28 protein-coding genes and 1 tRNA gene are annotated in these 24,865 nt (G+C 27.6%); 26 read left to right on the top strand and 3 right to left on the bottom strand.

Annotated features, from left to right (window positions below; genetic code table 11):
- The first annotated feature begins 268 nt into the window (after nt 1-268).
- Both ssb and AB4W64_RS02800 read left to right on the top strand, forming a co-directional pair.
- Nucleotides 269-784, top strand: coding sequence for a single-stranded DNA-binding protein (gene ssb, locus AB4W64_RS02805; RefSeq protein ID WP_367677971.1), 516 nt, complete (start codon nt 269-271; stop codon nt 782-784).
- Between the two features lie 181 nt (nt 785-965).
- The gene (locus tag AB4W64_RS02800) at nt 966-1,541 is read left to right on the top strand and encodes an NfuA family Fe-S biogenesis protein (RefSeq protein WP_367677970.1); all 576 of its coding nucleotides are present in this window, start codon (nt 966-968) and stop codon (nt 1,539-1,541) included.
- A gap of 11 nt (nt 1,542-1,552) precedes the next feature.
- On the opposite strand, the gene ansA is transcribed toward AB4W64_RS02800, so the two are convergent.
- Nucleotides 1,553-2,566, bottom strand: a complete 1,014-nt coding sequence (gene ansA / locus AB4W64_RS02795) for an asparaginase (protein WP_367677969.1) — start codon at nt 2,564-2,566, stop codon at nt 1,553-1,555.
- 366 nt (nt 2,567-2,932) lie between these two features.
- On the opposite strand from ansA, the gene AB4W64_RS02790 reads away from it, so the two are divergent.
- Genes AB4W64_RS02790 through deoD form a run of 3 tightly spaced genes read left to right on the top strand, consistent with a single transcriptional unit; the run spans nt 2,933 to nt 6,559 of the window.
- Nucleotides 2,933-4,528 carry a peptide chain release factor 3 gene (locus tag AB4W64_RS02790; RefSeq protein WP_367677968.1) on the top strand — a complete coding sequence of 532 codons (1,596 nt, stop codon included), beginning with the start codon at nt 2,933-2,935 and terminating at the stop codon, nt 4,526-4,528.
- Between the two features lie 54 nt (nt 4,529-4,582).
- Nucleotides 4,583-5,803 (top strand): phosphopentomutase, encoded by a 1,221-nt coding sequence (locus AB4W64_RS02785; protein ID WP_367677967.1) that lies wholly within the window; start codon nt 4,583-4,585, stop codon nt 5,801-5,803.
- 45 nt (nt 5,804-5,848) lie between these two features.
- Nucleotides 5,849-6,559, top strand: coding sequence for a purine-nucleoside phosphorylase (deoD, locus tag AB4W64_RS02780; RefSeq protein WP_367677966.1), 711 nt, complete (start codon nt 5,849-5,851; stop codon nt 6,557-6,559).
- A 37-nt stretch (nt 6,560-6,596) separates the two neighbouring features.
- Here the strand turns inward: deoD and AB4W64_RS02775 are convergent.
- A tRNA-Ser gene (locus AB4W64_RS02775) sits at nt 6,597-6,681 on the bottom strand.
- A gap of 460 nt (nt 6,682-7,141) precedes the next feature.
- On the opposite strand from AB4W64_RS02775, the gene aroK reads away from it, so the two are divergent.
- The 4 genes from aroK to trpS all read left to right on the top strand — a co-directional run bounded on the left by aroK (nt 7,142) and on the right by trpS (nt 11,007).
- Complete coding sequence (aroK, locus tag AB4W64_RS02770; protein ID WP_367677965.1) at nt 7,142-7,663, top strand: shikimate kinase AroK; 522 nt, start codon at nt 7,142-7,144, stop codon at nt 7,661-7,663.
- Nucleotides 7,664-7,707: 44 nt separating this feature from the next.
- Nucleotides 7,708-8,790, top strand: a complete 1,083-nt coding sequence (gene aroB / locus AB4W64_RS02765) for a 3-dehydroquinate synthase (protein ID WP_367677964.1) — start codon at nt 7,708-7,710, stop codon at nt 8,788-8,790.
- Nucleotides 8,791-9,288: 498 nt separating this feature from the next.
- Nucleotides 9,289-9,975: a ribulose-phosphate 3-epimerase gene (gene rpe / locus AB4W64_RS02760; RefSeq protein ID WP_367677963.1), complete on the top strand. Its 687-nt coding sequence runs from the start codon at nt 9,289-9,291 to the stop codon at nt 9,973-9,975.
- Nucleotides 9,976-9,996: 21 nt separating this feature from the next.
- Entirely contained in the window at nt 9,997-11,007 is a 1,011-nt protein-coding gene (gene trpS / locus AB4W64_RS02755) for a tryptophan--tRNA ligase (RefSeq protein WP_367677962.1), read from the top strand.
- Between the two features lie 80 nt (nt 11,008-11,087).
- Here the strand turns inward: trpS and tsgA are convergent, their stop codons facing one another.
- Nucleotides 11,088-12,254 (bottom strand): MFS transporter TsgA, encoded by a 1,167-nt coding sequence (gene tsgA, locus AB4W64_RS02750; protein ID WP_367677961.1) that lies wholly within the window; start codon nt 12,252-12,254, stop codon nt 11,088-11,090.
- Nucleotides 12,255-12,598: 344 nt separating this feature from the next.
- Here tsgA and AB4W64_RS02745 point away from each other — a divergent pair, with 344 nt between their 5' ends.
- The 17 genes from AB4W64_RS02745 (at nt 12,599) to rpsC (ending at nt 24,862) form a co-directional block, all read left to right on the top strand.
- Nucleotides 12,599-13,816: an aspartate aminotransferase family protein gene (locus AB4W64_RS02745; protein ID WP_367677960.1), complete on the top strand. Its 1,218-nt coding sequence runs from the start codon at nt 12,599-12,601 to the stop codon at nt 13,814-13,816.
- A gap of 211 nt (nt 13,817-14,027) precedes the next feature.
- Nucleotides 14,028-14,789, top strand: a complete 762-nt coding sequence (gene fkpA / locus AB4W64_RS02740) for an FKBP-type peptidyl-prolyl cis-trans isomerase (protein ID WP_367677959.1) — start codon at nt 14,028-14,030, stop codon at nt 14,787-14,789.
- 57 nt (nt 14,790-14,846) lie between these two features.
- Nucleotides 14,847-15,233, top strand: coding sequence for a sulfurtransferase complex subunit TusD (gene tusD / locus AB4W64_RS02735; RefSeq protein WP_367677958.1), 387 nt, complete (start codon nt 14,847-14,849; stop codon nt 15,231-15,233).
- Nucleotides 15,234-15,251: 18 nt separating this feature from the next.
- Entirely contained in the window at nt 15,252-15,611 is a 360-nt protein-coding gene (gene tusC / locus AB4W64_RS02730; RefSeq protein WP_367677957.1) for a sulfurtransferase complex subunit TusC, read from the top strand.
- Between the two features lie 11 nt (nt 15,612-15,622).
- Nucleotides 15,623-15,910, top strand: coding sequence for a sulfurtransferase complex subunit TusB (gene tusB, locus AB4W64_RS02725; protein ID WP_367677956.1), 288 nt, complete (start codon nt 15,623-15,625; stop codon nt 15,908-15,910).
- A gap of 124 nt (nt 15,911-16,034) precedes the next feature.
- A complete protein-coding gene (gene rpsL, locus AB4W64_RS02720; RefSeq protein WP_158359891.1) occupies nt 16,035-16,409 on the top strand; it encodes a 30S ribosomal protein S12 in 375 nt (124 codons plus the stop codon).
- 60 nt (nt 16,410-16,469) lie between these two features.
- A complete protein-coding gene (rpsG, locus tag AB4W64_RS02715) occupies nt 16,470-16,940 on the top strand; it encodes a 30S ribosomal protein S7 (protein WP_367677955.1) in 471 nt (156 codons plus the stop codon).
- Nucleotides 16,941-17,057: 117 nt separating this feature from the next.
- Nucleotides 17,058-19,166: an elongation factor G gene (fusA, locus tag AB4W64_RS02710; protein ID WP_367677954.1), complete on the top strand. Its 2,109-nt coding sequence runs from the start codon at nt 17,058-17,060 to the stop codon at nt 19,164-19,166.
- Nucleotides 19,167-19,238: 72 nt separating this feature from the next.
- The gene (gene tuf, locus AB4W64_RS02705) at nt 19,239-20,423 is read left to right on the top strand and encodes an elongation factor Tu (RefSeq protein WP_367677953.1); all 1,185 of its coding nucleotides are present in this window, start codon (nt 19,239-19,241) and stop codon (nt 20,421-20,423) included.
- Between the two features lie 336 nt (nt 20,424-20,759).
- Nucleotides 20,760-21,071, top strand: coding sequence for a 30S ribosomal protein S10 (gene rpsJ, locus AB4W64_RS02700; protein WP_009874476.1), 312 nt, complete (start codon nt 20,760-20,762; stop codon nt 21,069-21,071).
- 35 nt (nt 21,072-21,106) lie between these two features.
- Entirely contained in the window at nt 21,107-21,736 is a 630-nt protein-coding gene (rplC, locus tag AB4W64_RS02695) for a 50S ribosomal protein L3 (RefSeq protein WP_367678301.1), read from the top strand.
- Nucleotides 21,737-21,755: 19 nt separating this feature from the next.
- On the top strand, nt 21,756-22,361 hold the full coding sequence (rplD, locus tag AB4W64_RS02690) for a 50S ribosomal protein L4 (RefSeq protein ID WP_367677952.1): 606 nt from the start codon (nt 21,756-21,758) through the stop codon (nt 22,359-22,361).
- Complete coding sequence (gene rplW / locus AB4W64_RS02685) at nt 22,358-22,660, top strand: 50S ribosomal protein L23 (RefSeq protein ID WP_367677951.1); 303 nt, start codon at nt 22,358-22,360, stop codon at nt 22,658-22,660. The genes rplD and rplW overlap by 4 nt, the downstream gene beginning before the upstream one ends.
- Nucleotides 22,661-22,675: 15 nt before the next feature.
- On the top strand, nt 22,676-23,497 hold the full coding sequence (gene rplB / locus AB4W64_RS02680; RefSeq protein WP_367677950.1) for a 50S ribosomal protein L2: 822 nt from the start codon (nt 22,676-22,678) through the stop codon (nt 23,495-23,497).
- A gap of 21 nt (nt 23,498-23,518) precedes the next feature.
- Complete coding sequence (gene rpsS / locus AB4W64_RS02675) at nt 23,519-23,797, top strand: 30S ribosomal protein S19 (protein ID WP_367677949.1); 279 nt, start codon at nt 23,519-23,521, stop codon at nt 23,795-23,797.
- Between the two features lie 12 nt (nt 23,798-23,809).
- Nucleotides 23,810-24,142: a 50S ribosomal protein L22 gene (gene rplV / locus AB4W64_RS02670; RefSeq protein WP_367677948.1), complete on the top strand. Its 333-nt coding sequence runs from the start codon at nt 23,810-23,812 to the stop codon at nt 24,140-24,142.
- A gap of 18 nt (nt 24,143-24,160) precedes the next feature.
- A complete protein-coding gene (rpsC, locus tag AB4W64_RS02665; protein ID WP_367677947.1) occupies nt 24,161-24,862 on the top strand; it encodes a 30S ribosomal protein S3 in 702 nt (233 codons plus the stop codon).
- Nucleotides 24,863-24,865 lie beyond the last annotated feature (3 nt).

Raw genomic sequence — 24,865 nt, 5'->3', positions numbered from 1 at the left:
TATTTAATAGGATATAATTTTTTTAATTGTTTATTTTTTATCTGTTTTTTTATATTTTTTTAAATATAATTGTATTTTATATATTTTGATAGTAAGTATAAATTTTGAACAAGAGTTTTTAATGGTTTGAACCATGACGTTTTTTTAAAATAATATAGCATTTTTTATAGTTTAGATCATACTAAATAAAATATTTACAACGTATTATAATATCTTATAAAACATATTATTATTTCTTCATATAATATTTTAGAAGTGGAGTTTTACTATGGCTAGTAGAGGCGTTAATAAAGTTATTCTGATTGGGCATTTAGGACAAGATCCTGAAGTTCGTTATATGCCTAATGGTAATGCAGTAGTAAACATGACGTTAGCAACTTCAGAAAATTGGAAAGATAAAAATACTGGAGAAAATAAAGAAAAAACTGAATGGCATAGAATAGTCTTATTTGGTAAATTAGCTGAAATTGCAGGCGAATATCTTAGAAAAGGTTCTCAAGTTTACATTGAAGGATCATTACAGACTAGAAAGTGGCAAGACCAAAATGGTCTTGAGCGTTATACAACAGAAATTATTGTTAATATTAGTGGTACTATGCAAATGTTAGGTAGTCGAAATTCTAATTTACAGACATCGTCAACAAATGATAATAATATTAATTTCGTTAAAAGTAAAAAAACAGATAAAACAGATTTAGAAAAAAATAAAGTAAAAAATAATTTTAGAAAAGAATCAGTTGATGTTTCTTCAGAATTAGATTTTGACGATGAAATTCCATTTTAATATATTTTTTTTATAACATTTTATTTATTACAGCCCCCATGTTATGGGGCCATATATTTGATAGTTTTATTTTTAACTTTTTTTATAAAAATTAATTTTAGATCTTTCTGAAATTATCTTGTTTTATTTTAAATAAATTAGTAATATTATTAAATAAATATTTTTTATTGAAATAATTCTAATGATTACTGTTTCTAAAAATGCACAAAAACATTTTCAATCACTTTTATTAAAAGAACCTTCTGGTACTCATATTCGAGTATTTGTTATTAATCCCGGTACAATAAGTGCAGAATGTGGTATAGCATATTGTCCAAAAAATGAGGTAGAAGAAGAAGACGTTCAATTAACATACGATCAATTTTTTATTTATGTTAATAAAGATATTATTCCATATTTAAAAAATGCAGAAATTGACATTTTAATTGATAATATAAGTTCTCAATTAACATTAAAAGCACCATATATTAAAAATAATAATTTTAAAAAATCATCTTCATTGGAAGATAAAATTAAGTGTTTTTTAAATCAAGAAATTAATCCACAATTATCTATGCACGGAGGACAAATTGAATTAATCGAAGTTAGCGAAAAAAAAGTTGCTAAAATACGATTTAGTGGAGGTTGTAATGGATGTTCAATGATTGGATTAACTTTAAAAGAGACAGTAGAAAAAAAAATATTAAATACGTTTCCTGAAATAAAAAAAGTATTGGATGATACAGATCATTCACATGGAAAACATTCATTTTATTAGATATAAAAAAATTAAATAGGTGTAAGCTCGCCTCGTAAATTATTTTGCATTTGAAGACAAATTTTTTCTTTTGAAATATTTTGACTTAATAAAAAATGTAATTTAGTTAAAGCTGCCTCAATTGTCAAATCAAAACCACTAATGACACCAACTTTTATAAGTGAGTTTCCTGTTGCATATCCATGCATATTAACTTTTCCAAAAATACATTGAGTTAAATTAATCATAATAATATTTTTTTTGTATGCTAGATACAACTCTTTTAAAAAATCTCTATTTTGAGGTGCATTTCCTATTCCGTATGTACATAAAATCAATGCTTTTACTGGATATGATAAAAAATTTTGAATAATTTTACTAGAAATTCCTGGATAAATAGTAATGATACTAATAGGTTGTGGTGTGATTTGATAAACTTTAAATTTTTTATCATGATTTTTTATTTTTTTTTTATACAAATAGCGAACATTTACCCCTACTTCTAATAATGGTTCCAGATTAGGGGAGGAAAAAGCATCAAAACCATCAGCATGTGATTTAGTCGTTCTATTGCCTCTATATAATTTATTATTAAAAAATAAAGTGACCTCATTAATAGGATAATTTGCTGCCATTAAAAGAGAATTTAATAAATTTTGACGGCCATCAGAACGAATTTCTGATAAAGGTATTTGAGAACCTGTTATAATTACTGGCTTTTCTAAATTTTCTAATATAAATGATAGAGCAGAAGCTGTATATGCCATTGTATCTGTTCCGTGAAGAATAACAAAACCATCATATTTATGATAATTTTGTTGAATATCGTTAGCAATCACTTGCCATTCTATTGGTGTCATATTAGAGGAATCAATTAATGGTTGATATTCATTTATAGTAAAATATGGTATGTCTCGATTATGAAATTCAGACATTTTTACAAGTTGTTTTTGAAGATATCCAGAAACTGGAATATATCCATATTTTGATCTTTTCATACCTATAGTTCCACCAGTATATGCAATATATATACATTTTTTCTTCATTCAGAAACTCTTTTTATCATTTTGTTTATATAGTATTTTAAATAACTATATTAAAATAATATTTTAAATATTATTTGTGTTTAAATTTTTTTAATAAATTTGATATATTTTTTTAATATTTAAAAATATTTAAATGAATAGTTTGATGTTAATAAAACTAATTATTGATTAAATATTCAAGATAAGTTTTGAAGAATATAGATATTATCTATGCTATAAGTTTTTATAATTTTACTATTTTTTTTAAATAAATCAAGGTCATCTATATCAGATGGTTTAAAATATATTTTTAAGATTTATTGCGCATTAATACAAGTAATTTTTTTTATAAATTTAAAATATAAAGTATTTTTAACGAGTATCTATATGTTTAATATGAATCATGAACAGGAATTAAGAAAAAGAAGAACTTTTGCTATCATTTCTCATCCTGATGCAGGAAAAACTACTATTACTGAAAAAATGTTGTTTTTCGGAAATGCTATTCGTGCTTCTGGAACAATAAAAGGAAGAGGAGGCGGAACATATGCCAAATCAGATTGGATGAATATTGAAAAAGAACGAGGAATTTCTGTTACTACTTCTGTTATGCAATTTACATATAAAAATATTTTAATAAATTTGTTAGATACTCCTGGCCATCAAGATTTTTCAGAAGATACATATCGTATTCTTACTGCTGTAGATTGCTGTGTAGTTGTGATTGATGCTGCTAAGGGTGTAGAAGAGAGAACAAAAAAATTAATAGATGTCACACGTATTCATAATACTCCTATTATTACTTTTATTAATAAGTTAGATCGTGATAGTCGAGAACCAATAGAAATTTTAGACGAAATTGAACAGAAATTAGAATTGAGTTGTGTTCCTATTACATGGCCTATTAGTTGCGGAAAAAATTTTAAAGGTGTTTATCATATTCATGATAAAATAATGTATTTATATAAAAATAAAGATTTAAAAAAACATTTTTTTTTAGATTTAAAAGAATTTTCTAATTCATCTAATGCATTTTTAAACGATTATATTGGAATAGACTTGTCTAAGCAGATATATGAAGAATTAGAATTGATTATTAACATATATTCAAAATTTAACAATAAAAGTTTTTTAAAAAGGATTTCAACACCTATTTTTTTTGGCAGTGCACTAGGCGATTTAGGGATTGATCATTTATTAAATAGTTTAATAAAATGGGCTCCATCTCCTTTGCATCGTAAAAGTAATAAACGTATTGTAGAACCTAAAGAAAAAAATTTTACAGGTTTTGTATTTAAAATTCAAGCTAATATGGATTTGAAACACCGTGATCGAATAGCCTTTATGAGAATTGTTTCAGGACAATATACAAAAGGTATGAAGTTAAAACATGTACGTACTAAAAAAAATATGATTGTTTCTGATGCTTTTTCTTTTTTAGCAGGAGATAGATTATCAATAAAAAAATCTTATCCGGGTGATATTATAGGAATTCATAATCATGGCACAATAAAAATTGGAGACACTTTTACGCAGGGAGAAGATCTTAAATTTATTGGTATTCCAAGTTTTGCTCCAGAAATATTTCGTTCTATTTGTTTATCTAATCCTCTTCAACAGAAACAATTAATAAAAGGTTTAATTCAGCTATCAGAAGAGGGAGCTATTCAAGTATTTCGTCCTATCAACAGTAATAACTTAATTTTAGGTGCTATTGGAATATTGCAATTTGATGTTGTTATTGAACGTTTAAGAATAGAATATGGTATTAATGCTGTATATAAGAAAGTTAATATTGTTCTTGCTCGCTGGATTAGATCCAATAACAATAAAAGTATCAGTGATTTTATAAAAAAGAATAGTGCTTATTTAGGATATGATGCTTCTAATAGTTTAATATATTTAGCACCAAATAATGCCAATTTAACAATTGTTGTTAACAAATATTCTGATATTTTTTTTGATAAAATGAAAGATCAGTAATATTATAAAAATATAATAATAGTTATTTCAAAAATAACTTCTGGGCATGTCATAATGAAACGAGTTTTTTTAATTGTTCTAGATTCTTTTGGTATAGGTTTTAGTTCTGATGCTAATCAATTTAATGATGTTGGTGCAGATACATTTGGCCATATATCTGAGAAATGTTTTTTAGGACAAGCAAATGTAGGTAGAAAAGGTAATTTAAATATCCCTAATCTAGTAAAATTAGGTTTAATAGAAGCAGCTAAAAAATCAACAGGAAAATTTCCTTTAGGATTTAGTAAAAACACAAAGATTATTGCTAGTTATGGTTTTGCTAGCGAAATATCTTCTGGAAAAGATACTACTTCAGGGCATTGGGAGATTGCAGGAGTACCAGTTTTAGATGATTGGTATTATTTTAAAAAAAAATATGATAGTTTCCCTGATTTAATTTTAAAAGAAGTTATAAAAAAATCAAAATTATCTGGTTTTATTGGTAATTGTCATGCGTCAGGAACTGATATTATCAATAATTTAGGTGAAGAACATATTAAAACAAGAAAACCTATTATATATACTTCGACTGATTCTGTTTTTCAAGTAGCATGTCACGAGAATTTTTTTAATTTATCTGATCTTTATAAATTATGCGAAAGCATTCGTTTTATTTTAGATAAGCACCAATATAAAGTGGCACGAGTAATTGCCAGACCGTTTATAGGAAATGCATTAAATTTTCAACGTACAGCTAATAGGCGTGATTTTTCAGTAAAACCTTTTTCAACAACTGTAATGGAAAAACTTATAGATGAAAAAAAAGGAGAAGTAATTGCTATTGGTAAAACTTCTGATATTTTTGCTGGAGTTGGAATTAGCAAAAAAATTAAAGCTAACGGTTTAAATGAACTTTGCAATTCAACTATTAGAGAAATAAAATCATCAAAAAATAATACACTAATTTTTACTAATTTAGTAGATTTTGATTCAAATTGGGGGCATCGTCGTGATGTTTCTGGATATGCTAAAGGTTTAGAATTTTTTGATAGTCGATTATCAGAGATAATTAGTTTAGTAAAAGAAAACGATTTATTGATTTTAACCTCAGATCATGGTTGTGATCCAACTTGGAAAGGAACAGATCATACTAGAGAAAATATTCCTATATTAATTTATGCGCCAGGTATCAAGACCAACTTTCTTGGACATCGTAAAACTTTTTCTGATATAGGACAAACTATTGCTAAGTATTTTCTATTGTCTAATATGGCATACGGTGAAAATATGCTTTAAATATTTTACATGTTACTACATTTTACATTCAAAAGGAAAAAATTAGTGTCAACACCTCACATTAATAGTCAAAAAAATGATTTTTCAGATGTAGTGCTTATGCCAGGTGATCCCTTACGGGCAAAATATATTGCAGAGAATTATTTAGAGAATTATGTTCAAATAAACAGCACTCGTTTGATGTTAGCTTATACTGGATTTTATAATAACAAGAAAATTTCTGTTATGAGTCACGGCATAGGAATACCATCAGCATCTCTTTACGTTAGAGAATTAATTCTTGAATATAAAGTAAAAAAAATTATTCGTATAGGAACTTGTGGTACTGTCAGAGAAGATATTAATCTTCGTGATATAGTAATCAGTATGGGAGCTTCTACTGATTCAAAAGTTAATAGAATAAGATTTAATAATCATGATTTTTCTGCTATTGCTGATTTCGATATGCTTTTCAACGCAGTGCAAATTGCAAAAAAAATGAATATTAAAGTTTATGTTGGTAATTTTTTTACTACAGACTCTTTTTATAGTGACGATAAAAATATTTTAGATGTTTTAAAAAAATATAATATTCTAGGTGTGGACATGGAGACTTCTGGGATATATGCAGTATCAGCGGAATTAAGAGCACAAGCATTATCGATATGTACTGTTTCTGATCATATTTTAAAAAAAGAAAAACTTTCGTCAAAAGATAGAGAATCAAGTTTTGATAATATGATTAATATAGCTTTACAATTAACTTTATTAAAATAATAAACATTTTTTAGTAAATGTAATTATATTATTTTTTTGGTGAGAAAGGGATTCGAACCCTTGATACGTTTCCATATACACGCTTTCCAGGCGTGTTCCTTAAGCCTCTCGGACATCTCACCTTATTCTATGATATAATAAAATTTATTTTTATGAGATATTATTTTAAACTAAAAAAAGAAAAAACGTCAAGTTTTATATAATGAAAGTTTATTGAATATAAATTATTGAGATTTTTTAATATTAAAAAATTGTAAATTTTATATTTTCTTAAAAAAGAAAGATAGAAAAAATAATTATGATTCTGATAGAATGTTTTTTTAAGTATTTATTATTAAATCACACTTTTAATTAATCAAAGGATAAAATTTACTAATGAAATAATAAAAAATTTTTACGATATATTTTTAGTATTCATGTAGAATTTATTTTTCAACACAGTATAAAAAATTTTTAATAAATTTTTTAAAAATATATACAATTGATTAGAAAAAATATTATTCTAACTTTAATATTTATGTCTTGCCAGCAAAAATATGCTGAGCAATGGTATTATTAACCAATGATTTTAATAACAAACACATGGCAGAAAAACGAAATATCTTTCTAGTTGGGCCAATGGGTGCTGGAAAAAGTACTATTGGTCGTCAATTATCTCAGCAACTTAATATGGAATTTTTTGATTCTGATCAAGAGATTGAGAAACGTACAGGTGCGGACATAAGTTGGGTTTTTGATGTAGAAGGTGAAAGTGGTTTTCGTCTAAGAGAACAAAAAATTATCAATGAATTAACTAGAAAACAAGGTATTATACTTGCTACAGGAGGAGGATCTGTTAAGTTTAAAGAAACTCGTAATTGTTTATCAGCTCGTGGTATTGTTATCTATTTAGAAACAACAATTGAAAAACAATTAATACGTACTAAAAGAGACAAAAAAAGACCTCTATTACAAGTTATGACTTCAAATCGTACTATATTAGAATCTCTAGCTCATGAAAGAAATCCTTTATATGAAGATATTGCAGATATTACAGTCAAGACCGATAATCAAAATGCTAAATCTGTAGCTTTTAATATAATTCGTTTATTAGAAAAAATGTAAATGAATTACTTAGAATAAACAATTAATGGAGTGTAAATAAAATTGTGGAACAGTTAAAAGTTATTCTAGGAAAACGTAGTTATCCTATTAGTATAGGTGCAGGCATTATTAAAGAAGATAACATCTTTTGGCCTTTAAAGCCAGGAGATCAAGCTATGTTAGTAACTAATAAAACATTAGCTAATCTTTTAAAGGATCAAGTTTTTTATCATTTAAGAAAATCTGGTATAAAAGTAGATCAAGTAATTCTTTCAGATGGTGAGCAGTATAAAACATTAAATGAAATGGAATTAATTATTTCTGCTTTATTAGAAAAAAAACATGCTCGTGATACAACTTTGATTGCATTAGGTGGAGGTGTCATAGGTGACTTAACTGGTTTTGCTGCATCTGTTTATCAGAGAGGTGTTCGTTTTATTCAAATTCCAACTACACTTTTATCTCAAGTTGATGCTTCTGTTGGCGGAAAAACATCTGTTAATCATTTACTTGGTAAAAATATGATTGGTACTTTTTGGCAACCGTCTTCTGTAATTATTGATGTGGATTGTTTGAAAACACTTCCTTACAATGAACTTGTATCTGGTATGGCTGAAGTTATTAAATATGCTATTATTTTTGATGAAAACTTTTTTACTTGGTTAGAAGATAACGTTGAAACTATTTTATCACTAGATTATAAAACAATATCTTATTGTATAAGGAAGTGTTGCGAACTCAAATCAAAAATAATTTCTCTTGATGAAAGAGAAAAAAATTTTCGAGCATTACTAAATTTTGGTCATACTTATGGTCATGCTATCGAAGTTCATGCTGGTTATGGAAATTGGTTACATGGAGAGGCAATATCAGCAGGTATGGTTATGGCTGCTCGTACTGCAGAAATACTTGGATATTTAAAAACAGAAGATTTTAAAAGAATACTAATATTGTTAAAAAGAATTGGTTTGCCTGTTAAAGGACCTAAAAACATGTCGGCTGCTTCATATATTCCTTATATGATGCGAGATAAAAAGGTAATTTCAGGAGAAATTAGATTAGTTTTACCGCTGTCTATCGGAAAGGCAGAAATCTATACAAATATAGATAAAAATATTATTTTAACAGCTATTAAAGATTCTCAATAATTTTTTTATTATATAAACTAATAAATTTATTTTATATATTCTTTTATTATAATATTTTTTTGCTCTTACTAGTTTTTGTTTAAAAAAATCACATATTTTATATTTTTAATTAATATATTTAAAGTTATAAGAATAAAACTATAGGAAGTGAAAAAATATATAATAATAATTTTTTTAGTCTACTAATAGTAATTTTTTTAATGATCTTATAAAATTTTTTTATTTTAATTAGAATAAATGTTTTTATAATAGATTATGTTAATATAATCTCAAATTGTTTAATATTTTTTTAGCTCGATAAAAATTTTTTTATTTATTTTAAAAATATTTATATAACAATTTTTATTAAAATATATATTTTAAGATATAAAGGTTTGATTAATTACATTTTTTAGAATTAAAAAAATATTAATAAATCATTAGATTTATATAATAAAAGATATTATCTTTTTGAGATTATAGACTTAATTAATATAGAAAAAAGATAGGAATATCAAGATGAAGAATTTTTTTTTAGCTCCATCGATTTTATCTGCTGATTTTGCTCGTTTAGGAGAAGATACGCAAAAAGTAATAGATGCAGGCAGTGATTTAATACATTTTGATGTTATGGATAATCATTATGTACCTAATTTAAGTATGGGTCCTATGATTCTAGAATCACTTCGTAAGTATAATATTACAGCACCTATTGATGTACATTTGATGATAGAGCCAGTAGATAGTTTAATTCCGCAATTTGCTAGAGCAGGAGCTACTTTTATTACTTTTCATCCAGAAGCAACGAAACATGTTGAAAGAACACTGCATTTAATTAAAGAGCATGGGTGTAAAGCAGGATTAGCATTTAATCCAGCTACACCACTTTGTTTTCTTGATTATGTTTTAGAAAAATTAGATTTAATTTTGATAATGTCAGTAAATCCAGGATTTGGAAATCAATCTTTTTTACCATCTACGTTTAATAAATTACGAAAAGCAAGAAAAATAATTGATGATAATTTTTTAGACATTATTTTACAAGTAGATGGTGGTGTTAAATTAGATAATATTGCCGAAATAGCATTTTCTGGTGCCAATTCTTTTGTTATAGGATCAGGACTATTTAAACATTCTAATTATGATAATATTATTAAAGAAATTCGAAAAGAACTAAATCATGCTCATTCTAAATCTATTCATTAATATTTTTATGCAGGATATCAAATGATTCTTTCTAAATCTATTTTGTTTAGTGCAGTACAACCTTCTGGAAAATTAACTATTGGAAATTATATAGGAACTATGCGTCATTGGTCTAAAATGCAAAATGACTATCATTGTTTATATTGCGTTGCTGATTTGCATTCTCTTACTATACAAGATAAAAATTTTTCCTTACGAGAATCAATATTAGATACAATATCTTTTTATTTAGCTTGTGGAGTAGATCCAAATAAAAGTATTATTTTTATTCAATCTCATGTTCCTCAACATAGTCAATTGAATTGGATTTTAAATTGTTTTAGTCAATTTTCAGAATTGCTGCGTATGACACAATTTAAAATAAAAAAAACAATAAAAAATAATTATATTAAAAATACAAACGTAGGCTTATTTAATTATCCAATTTTAATGGCATCAGATATTTTACTATATCAAACTAATTTTGTTCCAGTTGGTCGTGATCAAAAACAACATATAGAATTAACTCGTAATATCGCTAATCGTATAAATGCTTTATATGGCAATATATTTACATTACCTGTGCCTTTGATTAGTAAATATGGTTCTAAAATAATGAGTTTATTAGAACCTAGGAAAAAGATGTCAAAGTCGGATATTAATAAAAAAAATGTAATTTTTTTACTAGATGATATACCAAGTGTTGTTTTAAAAATAAAAAATGCTGTTACTGATTCAGAAAAATTGTCAAGAATTTGTTTCGATCTTGAAAAAAAGCCAGGAATTTCGAATTTGTTAGAAATTTTTTCTTCTATCACTAATAAAGAAGTTCACATTTTATCAGAAGAGTTGAAAGGTATTACATATTCTGAATTTAAAAGCATAGTTTCCGATCATTTATCTAAATTTTTATTACAGTTACAAAAATCTTATTTTAAATATCGTTGTAATGAGTCTTACTTGAAAAAAGTCGCTTATGAAGGAGCGTTTAAAGCTCAATTGAAAGCTAAACAAACTTTAAATAAAATAAATTTAAAATTAGGATTGGTTTAATCTTTTAAATAAACCAGAAATTTTTCTTCTAGTTTATTTGTAATATTCAAAGAATATAGAAATAATTTTATAATATTTTTTTATATATATTTTTTATTTTTAGTATAAATATAAATGAATATAGATAGTAAAAATACTATACCATAAAGTATATTTGAACTCATTAATGTTGCATATATTCCTTTGTATTTAACAATAGGGCTAGTTACAATAAATGTCAGTAAAGTTCCGATAGTTCCAAACAATAAAATTAAATTTATTAATTGAGGAGAAGGTTTTTTTGTTTGTAATGAAGCTAATGTTATAATAATAGTGTAAATTGCACTAGAAAAAAATCCTAAACTAATAATCATATACTGTAGTAATAAATAATTTTTACTGTTTATAAAACAATACATAAGTATCGTAGAAGCGCCCGTGAGAAAAATGAACATACGATGTAAATTAAAAAACTTAATTATCAAACTAAAAAACCACATTCCTATCATATAAGACATCCAAAAATTACTAACTAGATTACCTGCATTTTGTATATTAATATGCATTATTTCAGTAGTATACTGTGGGACCCAAGAAATAAAGCCTAGCTGTCCTAATATATATAGCAATGCTGAAATGGATAATAAAATTACATTTATATTCCATATTTCTTTTTGTGTTTCGCAATTTTTATTGTGATTTTTTAATATTGGAAAATGTAAGTTGATTGCTAAAATAACAATGAATAAATAAATTCCTCCTATACATATATAAGACCAATACCAAATAATTTTTTTTTCTAAAAGATAAGCGCTAATAATAGGAAAAATCATACCTGACATACTAAAAAAAGAGTCAGTTAATAATAATTTAGAACCTCTTTGTGATTCTGAATATAAGTGAGTAATCAGGAATGTACCAATCGACATTGTAATTCCACTTACTAATCCAAGTATAAAAATATTTATTGAAAATAAAAATATGCTATGAAAGGAAACTATTCCTGTTATAGAAATAACTGTCAGTATAAAACCAAATATCAGTTGTTTTTTTAGAGATATCATTTCTATTAACCAAGAATTTAGTAAAATTGCTATTAATATACCTCCATTTAAAAAAGTAAATGTATTACTCATTTGGGATATAGATAAATGAAAATAATTAGCAATGTTTCCCATAATAATTCCAGTAACAACAATTAATGCACCTGTAAATGCATATGAAAAAAAACTTATCCATGTTAATCCTATTCGATTTTTTTCTGTCATTTTTATCACCTTTTTTATAAATTTAAACATTTATAAAAGCAAAGTTTACTATTTTTTTATTTTAAATATATGATTTTATATTATCTAAAATTTTTTGTTTAAAATTTTTTTATATTTTTTCTTTTTTTGAAAAAGAAAATTATTAATAAAATAAGTTTAATTTTGCTTGAATATGATGTATATTTTATTTTTAAAATATACAATATTATTTTAATTGTTTATTAATATAAAAATTAATTATGTAATAAAAAATTTATATGTTTTAAACGATGTTTAAAATTCTTTATTTATTAAAATAGTTTTCTAAAAGTTTTTTATTATAACAAATCCTCTTAGGAAATTTAATGATATCAAAAAAAACATGCATTACACGAGATAGTTTTGACAAGTTCATTTTACCTGTTTATAATCCTTTATCTTTTATTCCAGTAAGAGGAATAGGAAGTCGTATTTGGGATCAGAGAGGAAAAGAATATATTGATTTTTCTGGAGGGATTGCTGTAACATCTTTAGGTCATTGTCATCCTTTATTAAATAAAATATTAAAAAAACAAAGTGAAAAATTATGGCATTTAAGTAATGTCTTTACTAATGAACCAGCTCTTAGATTAGCTCAAAAATTAGTATCTTCTAGTTTTGCATCAAGAGTTTTTTTTGCAAACTCTGGTGCAGAAGCAAATGAAGCTGCTTTTAAACTAGCACGTTACTATTCATCTCAAAGATATAGTGCTCAAAAAAATAAAATTATTTCTTTTTATAATTCATTTCATGGACGTACATTTTTCACTGTTTCAGTTGGAGGACAATCAAAATATTCTAATGATTTTGGTCCAAAACCTCCAGGAATAATACATGCTTCATTCAATAATATTGAAACTGTAAAAACGCTTATTGATAATAATACTTGTGCGATAGTTGTAGAATTAATACAAGGAGAAGGAGGAATAATACCAGCAACTGTTTCTTTTATTAAAGAATTAAGGATATTGTGTCATCAATATAATGCATTACTAATTTTTGATGAAATACAAACAGGGATCGGCAGAACTGGAAAATTGTTTTCTTACGAACACTATGATGTTATTCCAGACATTTTAACACTTGCCAAGTCTTTAGGTGGAGGTTTTCCAATTAGTGCTATGTTAACTACTAATAAAGTTGCATCAATAGCAACGCCTGGAATTCATGGTACCACGTATGGTGGGAATCCTCTAGCTTGTGCTGTAGCAGAATCTGTGATTAATATTATTGATACAAAAAAAATTTTATCTGGAGTTGAAGACAAATTTAAACAAATAAAATTTGAATTAAATATTATTAATACACGTTTTAAATTGTTTAAAGAGATACGAGGTCGTGGTTTATTAATTGGTATTGTATTAAAATCTAAATTTTCTAATAAAATACGTGAAATATTACATTATGCCTTATTAGAAGGAGTTATTCTTTTAACAGCAGGAAATAATGTAATTCGTCTGGCGCCATCATTAATTATTAGTAAGATCGATATTACTGAAGGTATGCAACGTTTTTACCGTGCTTTAGAAAAAATTTTATTTTAAAAAATACGTTTTATTTTTTTTATATGTTTTGATAATTTTAAGGCAAACTATATTTGATTTAAGAATATTTTATAAAAAGTATAAAAATTAGTAAATATTTGTTTTCTATTAGATATATTTATTTTCTAAAAAAATAATCTACCTATATTTTAATCAAATAGTATTGATCTTAAAAAATAATATTTTACTAAATGTTGTTTTGGAGTAATAAATGATTTTTTTTCTTTTAAAAAGGGCTATATTATTATGTCTAATATTATATATTCCAAAATCGTTTTCAGAATCACTTATGTTACATAATGTAAGCATGGAATCTTCTTTAAAAAAAAATAATATATTCAACAATAATGAAAAATTGAGTTATTCTTTGGGTGTTTCACTCGGAGAATATGTAAATCAATCTTTTAAAAAACAAAAAAAAATAGGTATAACATTAGATAAAAACAGTATTTTAAATGGAGTCCAAGATGCAATTTCTGGTGATTTAAAGTTATCCCGTCAAGAAATTTCTGTAATTCTAAAAGAATTAGAAGAAAAATTAACAAACGCCAATAAAGTTGAAGTTGAAAAGAATTCTAAGGAAAATTTAATACAAGGTCAATTGTATATGAAAAATTTTTCTAAAATAAAAGGAGTTAAAAAGACATCTAGTGGTCTTTTTTATCTTATAGAAAAGGAAGGTAGTGGTGCATTATTAACAAATAGTACAAAAATTACTGTACATTATAAAGGTACATTGATTAATGGTGTAGAATTTGATAATTCTTATATAAGAGGAAACCCTGTTTCATTTGTTTTAAAGGATGTAATATTAGGTTGGCAGGAAGGCTTAAAATACATTAAAAAAGGTGGTAGGATAAAATTAGTAATTCCGCCTCATTTAGGATATGGAGATAGAGAAATTAATGGTATTCCAAGTAATTCTACTTTAATTTTTGATATAGAATTATTAGATGCTATAAATACAGTATAGTGTATTTATACAAGATGATTTATTTAAAAAAATATAATCAGGTATAAAATTTTAAACATGAATTATACAATATTAGTGACAGGTTCTGCTTATGGAACACAAAATGCAAGTACTGCTTTTCTTTTTTGTCAAGCTTTAGTAAAAACAACACATATACTACATAGTATTTTTTTTTATTGCGATGGTGTTTCGAATGCTAATAGTATGATCACACCCGCTATTGATGAATTTAATTTAATTAAAGCATGGCAAAAATTAAACAAAAAATATCAAGTCAATTTATATGTTTGTTATAGTGCAGCTCTTAGAAGAGGGATTTTGGAAAATGATAATACAGATCATTCAAACATTAAAAAAGGAAACTTAGCACTTTTTTTTCAAACAAGTGGGCTCATAGAATTGGCTAATTCTATAAATATATGTGATCGCATAATACAATTTTAAATGGGCATTTTTACTTCAATGAAAAAAATTGCTTTTGTTTTTTCTCATGCTCCACACGGAACAAGTTTTGGTAGAGAAGGATTAGATGCTATTTTTAGTACATCTTCAGTTTTAAAAAAAATAAGTTTATTTTTTATTGGCGATGGCGTTTTACAATTAATTAAAAATTATCAATCAGAACATATTTTAGCACGGAATTATACGTCTGCTTTTTCAATATTATCTTTTTATGACATTAAAAATTTTTATTGTTGTGAAACATCATTAATTGATAGAGGTTTTAATCATAATGAAGATTTTATATTAAAAATAGATATATTAAATTCATTTTTTTTACGTTTGAAACTAGATAATTATGATGGAATTATTAATTTTTAAGGCGCATTAATATGCTGCATACTTTAATGAAATCTCCTTTTGATACTAATATTTCTCTTATTGTAAGCATGTTAAAGAAATCAGACGATTTTTTAGCACTTCAAGACGGTGTACTTATTGCATTAAAAAATAATATCTTTTTAAAAAGTATAATTTTGTCTTCAGCAAAATTGTATATTATAAAAGAAGATGTTTATGCTCGAGGTATTCATAAACACATTTCCAGTGAATTTGTCCTAATAAGTTATATTCATTTCGTTTCATTGACACTTAAACATAAAAAACAAATGACTTGGTAAAAATAGCACTAAGTTACAGTTAAGTGGTATATCCAATCCTAAAAAATCTTCATGATAGAAATATTTTTGTATTTATATTATGTTGGTAATTTTTCATTAAATCAATTTAAGAATAGGAGTTTTTATGGCCACAGTAAATCAATTGGTCCGTAAACCTCGTTTACGTAAAGTTATTAAAAGTAATGTTCCTGCTTTAGGTGGCAGTCCTCAAAAAAGAGGTGTTTGTACAAGAGTCTATACTACTACACCTAAAAAACCGAATTCAGCATTACGTAAAGTGTGTCGTGTAAGATTAACTAATGGTTTTGAAGTTACTGCTTATATTGGAGGTGAAGGTCATAATTTACAAGAGCATTCTGTAATTTTAATACGAGGTGGTCGTGTTAAAGATTTGCCAGGGGTTAGATATCATATTGTTAGAGGTTCATTAGATTGTGCTGGTGTTAAAGAACGAAAAAAAGGTCGTTCTAAATATGGAGTTAAAAAACCAAAATTATAAAAAACCACTATGTGTATTATAATTTATACTATTTTTTATACTTATTTAAAGGGAGTTTTTATGCCTCGTCGTCGCATTATTAGTGTTCGTAAAATCTTACCAGATCCAAAGTTTTCTTCAGAATTGCTGGCTAAGTTTATTAATATTCTCATGATAGATGGTAAAAAATCGATTGCTGAAGTAATTGTTTATACTGCATTAAAAAATTTATCTAAACGTACAGATAAAAAAGAATTAGAAGCATTCGAAATAGCTTTAGAACATGTACGTCCAACAGTAGAAGTAAAGTCTCGTCGAGTGGGTGGATCTACATATCAAGTACCTGTTGAAGTACGTCCAGTACGACGTAACGCATTAGCTATGCGTTGGATTGTAGAATCCGCACGTAAACGTGCAGATAAATCTATGTCTTTACGGTTATCTAATGAACTTTATGATGCATTAGAAAATAAAGGCGCAGCGGTTAAAAAAAGAGAAGAAGTACATCGTATGGCAGAAGCTAATAAAGCGTTTGCTCACTATCGTTGGTAAAAATTATTACATTTTTTTATTTTTGTTATATGTCATGCTTTAAATTATATTGAGACAATTATCTTAATTGGACTCATAAGGTCTAACTTTCTAAAAATTAAACACAAGAGCAAGATAATGTCTCGTACAACACCTATTTCTCGTTATCGTAATATTGGTATTAGTGCACATATAGATGCAGGTAAAACAACTACGACTGAAAGAATCTTATTTTATACAGGAATTAATCATAAAATCGGTGAAGTTCATGATGGTGCTGCTACCATGGATTGGATGGAACAAGAACAAGAAAGAGGGATTACTATTACATCAGCAGCTACCACCACTTTTTGGAGTGGTATGGCAAAACAATTTGAACCACATAGAATTAATATTATTGATACGCCAGGACATGTAGATTTTACTATAGAAGTCGAGCGTTCTATGCGTGTTTTAGATGGTGCTGTTATGGTTTATTGTGCAGTAGGCGGTGTACAACCTCAATCAGAAACTGTATGGCGTCAAGCAAATAAATATAATGTTCCTCGTATAGCATTTGTAAATAAAATGGATCGTATGGGAGCAAATTTTTTAAAGGTAGTTGAACAAATTAAAACACGTTTAGGTGCTAATCCTGTTCCGTTACATTTAGCTATTGGTGCAGAAGATAGTTTTGTAGGAATTGTGGATTTAATTAAAATGAAAGCTATTCATTGGACTGACTCTGATCAAGGTTTGACATTTACTTATAATGAAATTCCTACAGAAATGATTTCATTAGCAGAAAAATGGCATCAAAATTTAATTGAATCTGCAGTTGAGTCTAATGAAGATCTTCTAGAAAAATATTTAAATGGAGTTCAATTATCTGAAAGTGAAATTAAATCTTCATTACGAAAACGTTCATTAAATGATGAGATTGTTTTAATTACTTGTGGTTCTGCATTTAAAAATAAGGGAGTTCAAGCTTTATTAGATGCAATAATTGAATATTTACCAGCTCCTGATGATGTTCAAGATATTAAAGGTATTTTAAATAATAATGCAAATACTCCAGCTATTAGAAATTCAAATGATACAGCTCCTTTTTCTGCTTTAGCTTTTAAAATTGCTAATGATCCATTTGTAGGGAATCTGACTTTTTTTCGCGTGTATTCTGGAGTTGTCAAATCTGGAGATACTGTATTTAATTCAGTAAAATCTCAACGAGAAAGATTTGGTAGAATTGTTCAAATGCATGCTAATAAAAGAGAAGAAATTAAAGAAGTATATGCAGGTGATATAGCTGCAGCTATTGGATTAAAAGATGTCACTACTGGTGATACTTTATGTGATTTAAATCAACCTATTATATTAGAGCGTATGGAATTTCCAGAACCAGTTATTTCGATTTCTGTAGAACCAAAGACTAAAGTCGATCAAGAAAAAATGGGATTAGCTTTAAGTCGATTAGCAAAAGAAGATCCATCTTTTCGAGTTAAAACTGATCAAGAATCTAATCAAACAATAATTTCTGGGATGGGAGAATTGCATTTAGAAATTATTATTGATCGGATGAAACGAGAATTTAGTGTTGATGCTAATGTTGGAAAGCCTCAAGTAGCATATCGTGAAACCATTCTCAATAAAGTAGAAGATATTGAAGGAAAACATATTAAACAATCAGGTGGCAGAGGTCAATATGGTCATGTTGTTATAGAATTATTTCCATTAGATCCAGGAGGTGAAGGATACATATTTATCAATGATATAAAAGGAGGTGTTATACCTGGTGAATATATTTCTGCTATTGATAAAGGCATTCAAGAACAATTAAAATATGGACCATTAGCTGGTTATCCTGTAGTAGATATTGGCGTACGACTTTACTTTGGTTCTTATCATGATGTTGATTCATCTGAATTGGCATTTAAATTAGCTGCTTCTATAGCATTTAAAAATGGTTTTAAAAAAGCTAAACCAGTTTTATTAGAACCTATTATGAAAGTTGAAGTAGAAACTCCAGATGATTATATGGGAGATGTTATAGGTGATTTAAATCGTAGAAGAGGTGTGATTGAGGGAATGAAAGATTTATCGATTGGTAAAATTATTAATGCATGCGTTCCTTTATCTGAAATGTTTGGATACGCTACTGATTTACGTTCTCAAACACAAGGTAGGGCTTCTTATTCTATGGAGTTTTTAAAGTATGTAGAAGCACCATCTAATATTTCTACAGCTATTATTGAAAGAAGAGAAAAGTAGAAGTTTTTTTATATAATGTATACAATATTTTTTGATTTATAAAAAATATATCATCTAGGGAATAAAAAAATAATGTCTAAAGAAAAATTTCAACGATTAAAACCTCATATAAATGTAGGTACTATTGGTCATGTAGACCATGGAAAAACAACGTTAACTGCAGCTATTACAACTGTTTTATCAAAAAAATATGGTGGTTCTGCGCGTGCTTTTGATCAGATTGATAATGCACCTGAAGAAAAAGCAAGAGGTATTACAATTAACACTTCTCATGTAGAATATGATACTGAATTCAGGCATTATGCTCATGTTGATTGCCCAGGTCACGCTGATTATATAAAAAATATGATTACTGGTGCAGCTCAGATGGATGGTGCTATTCTAGTTGTTGCTGCTACTGATGGTCCGATGCCACAAACTCGTGAACATATTTTACTCGGTAGACAAGTTGGTGTACCGTATATTGTTGTCTTTCTTAATAAATGTGATATGGTAGATGATGAAGAACTACTTGAATTAGTAGAAATGGAAGTACGTGATTTATTAACACAGTATGATTTTCCCGGAGACGATACTCCTATTGTGCGTGGTTCAGCTCTTAAAGCTTTAGAAGGAGATCCTGAATGGGAATCAAAAATTATTGATTTATCTAAATTTTTAGATAGTTACATTCCTGAACCAAAACGAGCAATAGATCAAGATTTTTTATTACCTATAGAAGATGTTTTTTCTATATCAGGAAGAGGTACTGTAGTAACAGGAAGAGTAGAAAAAGGTGTAATCAAAGTTGGTGAAGAAGTAGAAATTGTAGGAATAAAAAAAACAACAAAAACTACTTGCACTGGTGTAGAAATGTTTAGAAAATTGTTAGATGAAGGCCGCGCTGGAGAAAACGTAGGTGTTTTACTACGTGGTACAAAACGCGATGAAATTGAAAGAGGTCAAGTTTTAGCAAAACCAGGTAGTATTCATCCACATACAACATTCGAGTCTGAAGTTTATGTTTTATCCAAAGAAGAAGGTGGGCGTCATACTCCATTTTTTAAGGGATATCGTCCTCAGTTTTATTTTAGAACTACTGATGTAACCGGTGCTATCGAGTTGCCAGAAGGTGTTGAAATGGTTATGCCGGGAGATAATATAAAAATGACTGTTACTTTAATTAATCCTATTGCTATGGCTGATGGATTAAGATTTGCTATACGTGAAGGTGGACGTACTGTTGGAGCTGGTGTAGTTTCTAAAGTTTTAATCTGATGATTTTATATTTAAAATGTATTTTTTTATAATTATATAGTTGAGTTTATTAAGAAAAGAGTATAAAATGCTCTTTTCTTGATTATATACTTAATAATATGTTATTATTTTTTTTTATTTTTGATATATAATATTGTTTAATATTTTAAAAAAGATGAAGAATATGTTATAAAAAAAAAATTAAATTTCTTTAAATAAATCATTTTATGTATTTAAAAAATACTCCTAATATAGGAGTTATATAGTGTTATTAATTACATCTACTTCTGAATGATATAAATCAATTCAGAGAAGGTTAAATTTTTTACTGTGTATATAAATTGGAGTTCTGGTCTAATGCAGAACCAAAGAATTCGTATTCGTTTAAAAGCTTTTGATCATAGATTAATTGATCAATCAACTACAGAAATTGTTGAAACAGCAAAAAGAACTGGTGCTCAAGTACGTGGCCCAATTCCTCTTCCCACTCGTAAAGAACGATTTACTATTTTAGTTTCTCCTCATGTCAATAAGGATGCACGCGATCAATATGAAATTCGCACACACAAGCGTTTAATTGATATAGTAGAACCTACTGAAAAAACTGTTGATGCACTAATGCGTCTGGATCTTGCCGCTGGTGTAGATGTACAAATTAGTTTAGGTTAATTCAATAGACATATATGATTAAGGTATTAAAAAGAATGATTGGTTTAGTCGGTAAAAAACTAGGTATGACTCGTATTTTTACTAAAGAAGGATCTTCAATTCCAGTAACAGTAATTGAACTTCAAGAAAATCGAGTTACACAAGTAAAAAATATAAATACTGATTTCTATTGCGCTATTCAAGTAACTACTGGTATAAAAAAAACAAATAGATTAACAAAACCAAAAGCAGGACATTTTTTAAAGTCAGGTGTCATGCCTGGTCGCGGTTTATGGGAATTTAAAACGAATCAAAATGAAACTTTTCAAGTAGGACAAAAAATTAATATTAATATTTTTAACAATATTAAAAAGGTAGATGTAACAGGTGTTTCCAAAGGAAAAGGTTTTTGCGGTACAGTTAAACGTTGGAATTTTCATACTCAAGATGCTACACACGGGAATTCTTTGTCTCATAGAGTACCCGGTTCTATCGGACAAAATCAAACTCCTGGTAGAGTATTTAAAGGTAAAAAAATGGCAGGACAACTAGGAAATAGTCGCGTTACCATACAAAATTTAAATATAGTACATGTTGATGAAGATAAAAATCTTCTTTTAGTAAAAGGTGCGGTTCCCGGTGCTACCGGCAGTGATCTTATCGTTAAACCAGCTATCAAGGTTTGAGAGCAGTGAGGAGTAAAGCATGGAATTAGTAGTTAAAGACATACAAAGTGTTCTTAGTGTTTCTGAAGTCATTTTTGGTCGTGATTTTAATAAAGCTCTAATTCATCAAGTTGTTGTTGCTTATTCAGCATCTACCCGTCAAGGTACTAGAGCACAAAAAAGTCGTGCTGAAGTATCTGGATCAGGTAGAAAACCATGGCGTCAAAAAGGTACAGGTCGTGCACGAGCAGGATCTTTTAGAAGTCCAATTTGGCGTTCTGGTGGTGTTACATTTGCTGCAAAACCGCAAGAATATAGTCAAAAAGTTAACAAAAAAATGTATCGTGGTGCGTTAAAAAGTATTTTTTCTGAATTAATACGTCAAAAAAGATTAATAATTTTTAAAGATTTCTCATTGAATGTGCCTAAAACTAAACTTTTAGTGAAAAAACTACAAGAGATAGATTTAAAAAATGTTCTTATTATTACTGATAAAATAGATAATAATTTGTTTCTTGCATCTAGAAATTTATATTCAGTAGATGTAAAGGATGTACGTTCAATAGATCCGGTTAGTTTAATTGCTTTTGAGCACGTTATTATTACGGTTGAAGCAGTCAAAAAAGTAGAGGAAATACTTTCATGATTTCTGAGGAACGTTTGCTGAAAATACTACTTGCTCCACATGTATCTGAAAAAGCATCTATATCTATAGAAAAATTTAATACTGTTGTTTTAAAAGTTTTAAATAATTCTACTAAATATGAAATAAAATGTGCTGTAAAAAAAATATTTAATATAGAAGTTGAAAGTATAAAAACATTAAAAATTAAGGGGAAAGTGAAACGTCAATCTAATCGTATTATTCAAAAAAGTAATTGGAAAAAAGCCTATATTAAGGTAAAAAAAGGGTATAATTTAGATTTTATCGGCAATAGAGAGTAGTCGGAGGACAACACAATGGCAATTGTTAAATGCAAACCGACATCTCCTGGTCGTCGCCATGTTGTTAAAGTTGTTAATTCAGAATTATATAAAGGAAAACCATACTCATTACTTTTAAAGAAAAAAAGTAAAAGTGGAGGACGTAATAATAATGGTAGAATTACAACTCGCCATATTGGCGGTGGACATAAAAGAGCATATCGCATTATAGATTTTAAAAGAAAGAAAGATAATGTAGAAGCTATTATAGAAAGATTTGAATATGATCCTAATCGTTCTTCTAATATTGCTTTAATATTATATAAAGATGGTGAAAGAAATTATATTTTAGCCCCTAAAGATTTAAAAATAGGAGATGTTATAGTATCTGGTTTAAATGCTCCGATAAAAATTGGCAATACTTTACCCATTAAAAATATTCCAGTTGGTACATTGATTCATAACGTAGAAATGAAACCTGGAAAAGGTGGTCAAATAGCTCGTTCTGCAGGAAGTTATGTACAGTTAGTAGCATGTGATAAAGAATATGCGACATTACGTTTGCGTTCAGGTGAAATGAGAAAAACACCCTCTCATTGTAGAGCAACTATTGGTGAAGTTGGAAATTCTGAACATATGTTAAAAGTTTTAGGTAAAGCAGGTGCATCCCGTTGGGTAGGAATACGTCCTACTGTCCGTGGTACAGCAATGAATCCTGTTGATCATCCTCATGGAGGTGGTGAAGGAAGAAATTTTGGTAAACATCCGGTTACTCCATGGGGTGTGCAAACGAAAGGAAAAAAAACTCGTAAAAATAAACGTACTGAAAAATTTATTTTACGTCATCGTACTAAATAATTGTAGAGAGAAAATTACTTTATGCCACGTTCTCTTAAGAAAGGTCCTTTTATTGATCTCAGTTTATTAAAAAAAGTAGAAAAATCAGTAAAAACAAATGATAAAAAACCAATTAAAACTTGGTCAAGACGTTCGACAATATTTCCAAACATGGTTGGTTTAACCATATCCATTCATAATGGTCGTCATCATATTCCTGTTTTTATAACAGAAGAAATGGTAGGGCATAAGTTAGGTGAATTTTCTTTAACTCGTACTTATAGAGGACATACTGCAGATAAAAAAGTAAAAAAACGTTAAAGAGAGGAATAAATGGAAACTTTAGCTCATCATCGTCAAGCACGATCTTCTGCACAAAAAGTTCGTTTGATTGCAGATTTAATACGCGGTAAAAAAGTTCCGCAAGCATTAAATATTTTAACTTATAGTAATAAAAAAGCGGCTATTTTAGTAAAAAAAGTACTTGAATCGGCTGTAGCAAATGCTGAACATAATGATGGTGCTGATATAGATAAATTGAGAATAAAAAAAATATTTATTAATGAAGGTTCAACAATGAAAAGAATGATGCCACGTGCTAAAGGACGTGCAGATCGTATTTTAAAGCGAACTAGTCATATTACTGTGGTGGTATCTGATCGTTAATATTGAGGAGAAATAATAATGGGTCAGAAAGTACATCCTAATGGAATGCGACTAGGAATAATAAAAAAATGGAATTCTGTTTGGTTTGCTAATACTAAAGATTTTGCAGATCATTTAGATAGTGATTATAAAGTGCGTCAATTTTTAATGAAATCATTGATCAAAGCATCTATTTCTCGAATTATTATTGAAAGACCAGCAAAGAGTATTCGAGTTACTATCTATACAGCAAGACCTGGTATTGTCATTGGTAAAAAAGGTGAAGATGTAGAGAAATTAAGAATTAATATTGCAAAAATTACAGGTGTACCTGTTCAAATAAATATTTCTGAAATACGTAAACCTGAACTAGATGCAAAACTTGTATCGGATAGTATTACTTCTCAATTAGAAAGAAGAGTTATGTTTAGACGTGCTATGAAAAGATCTGTACAAAACGCAATGCGTCAAGGCGCTAAAGGTATCAAGGTTGAAGTTAGTGGTCGCTTAGGAGGAGCAGAAATAGCTCGTCGAGAGTGGTATAGAGAAGGTAGAGTGCCTTTACATACGTTGCGTGCGAATATTGATTATAGTACTTCAGAAGCTCATACAACATATGGCGTGATAGGTGTAAAAGTCTGGATTTTTAAAGGTGAAATCTTAGGTGGTATGTCTGCAATGGAAAAATTAGAAAAACCTTCTATCCAAACAAAAAAACAACATCGTAAAAATCGTAAATAAGAA

The organism is Buchnera aphidicola (Brachycaudus tragopogonis) (assembly GCF_964059175.1).
Lineage (GTDB): Bacteria > Pseudomonadota > Gammaproteobacteria > Enterobacterales > Enterobacteriaceae > Buchnera > Buchnera aphidicola_BM.
This window is presented reverse-complemented; position numbering and strand designations above follow the sequence as displayed.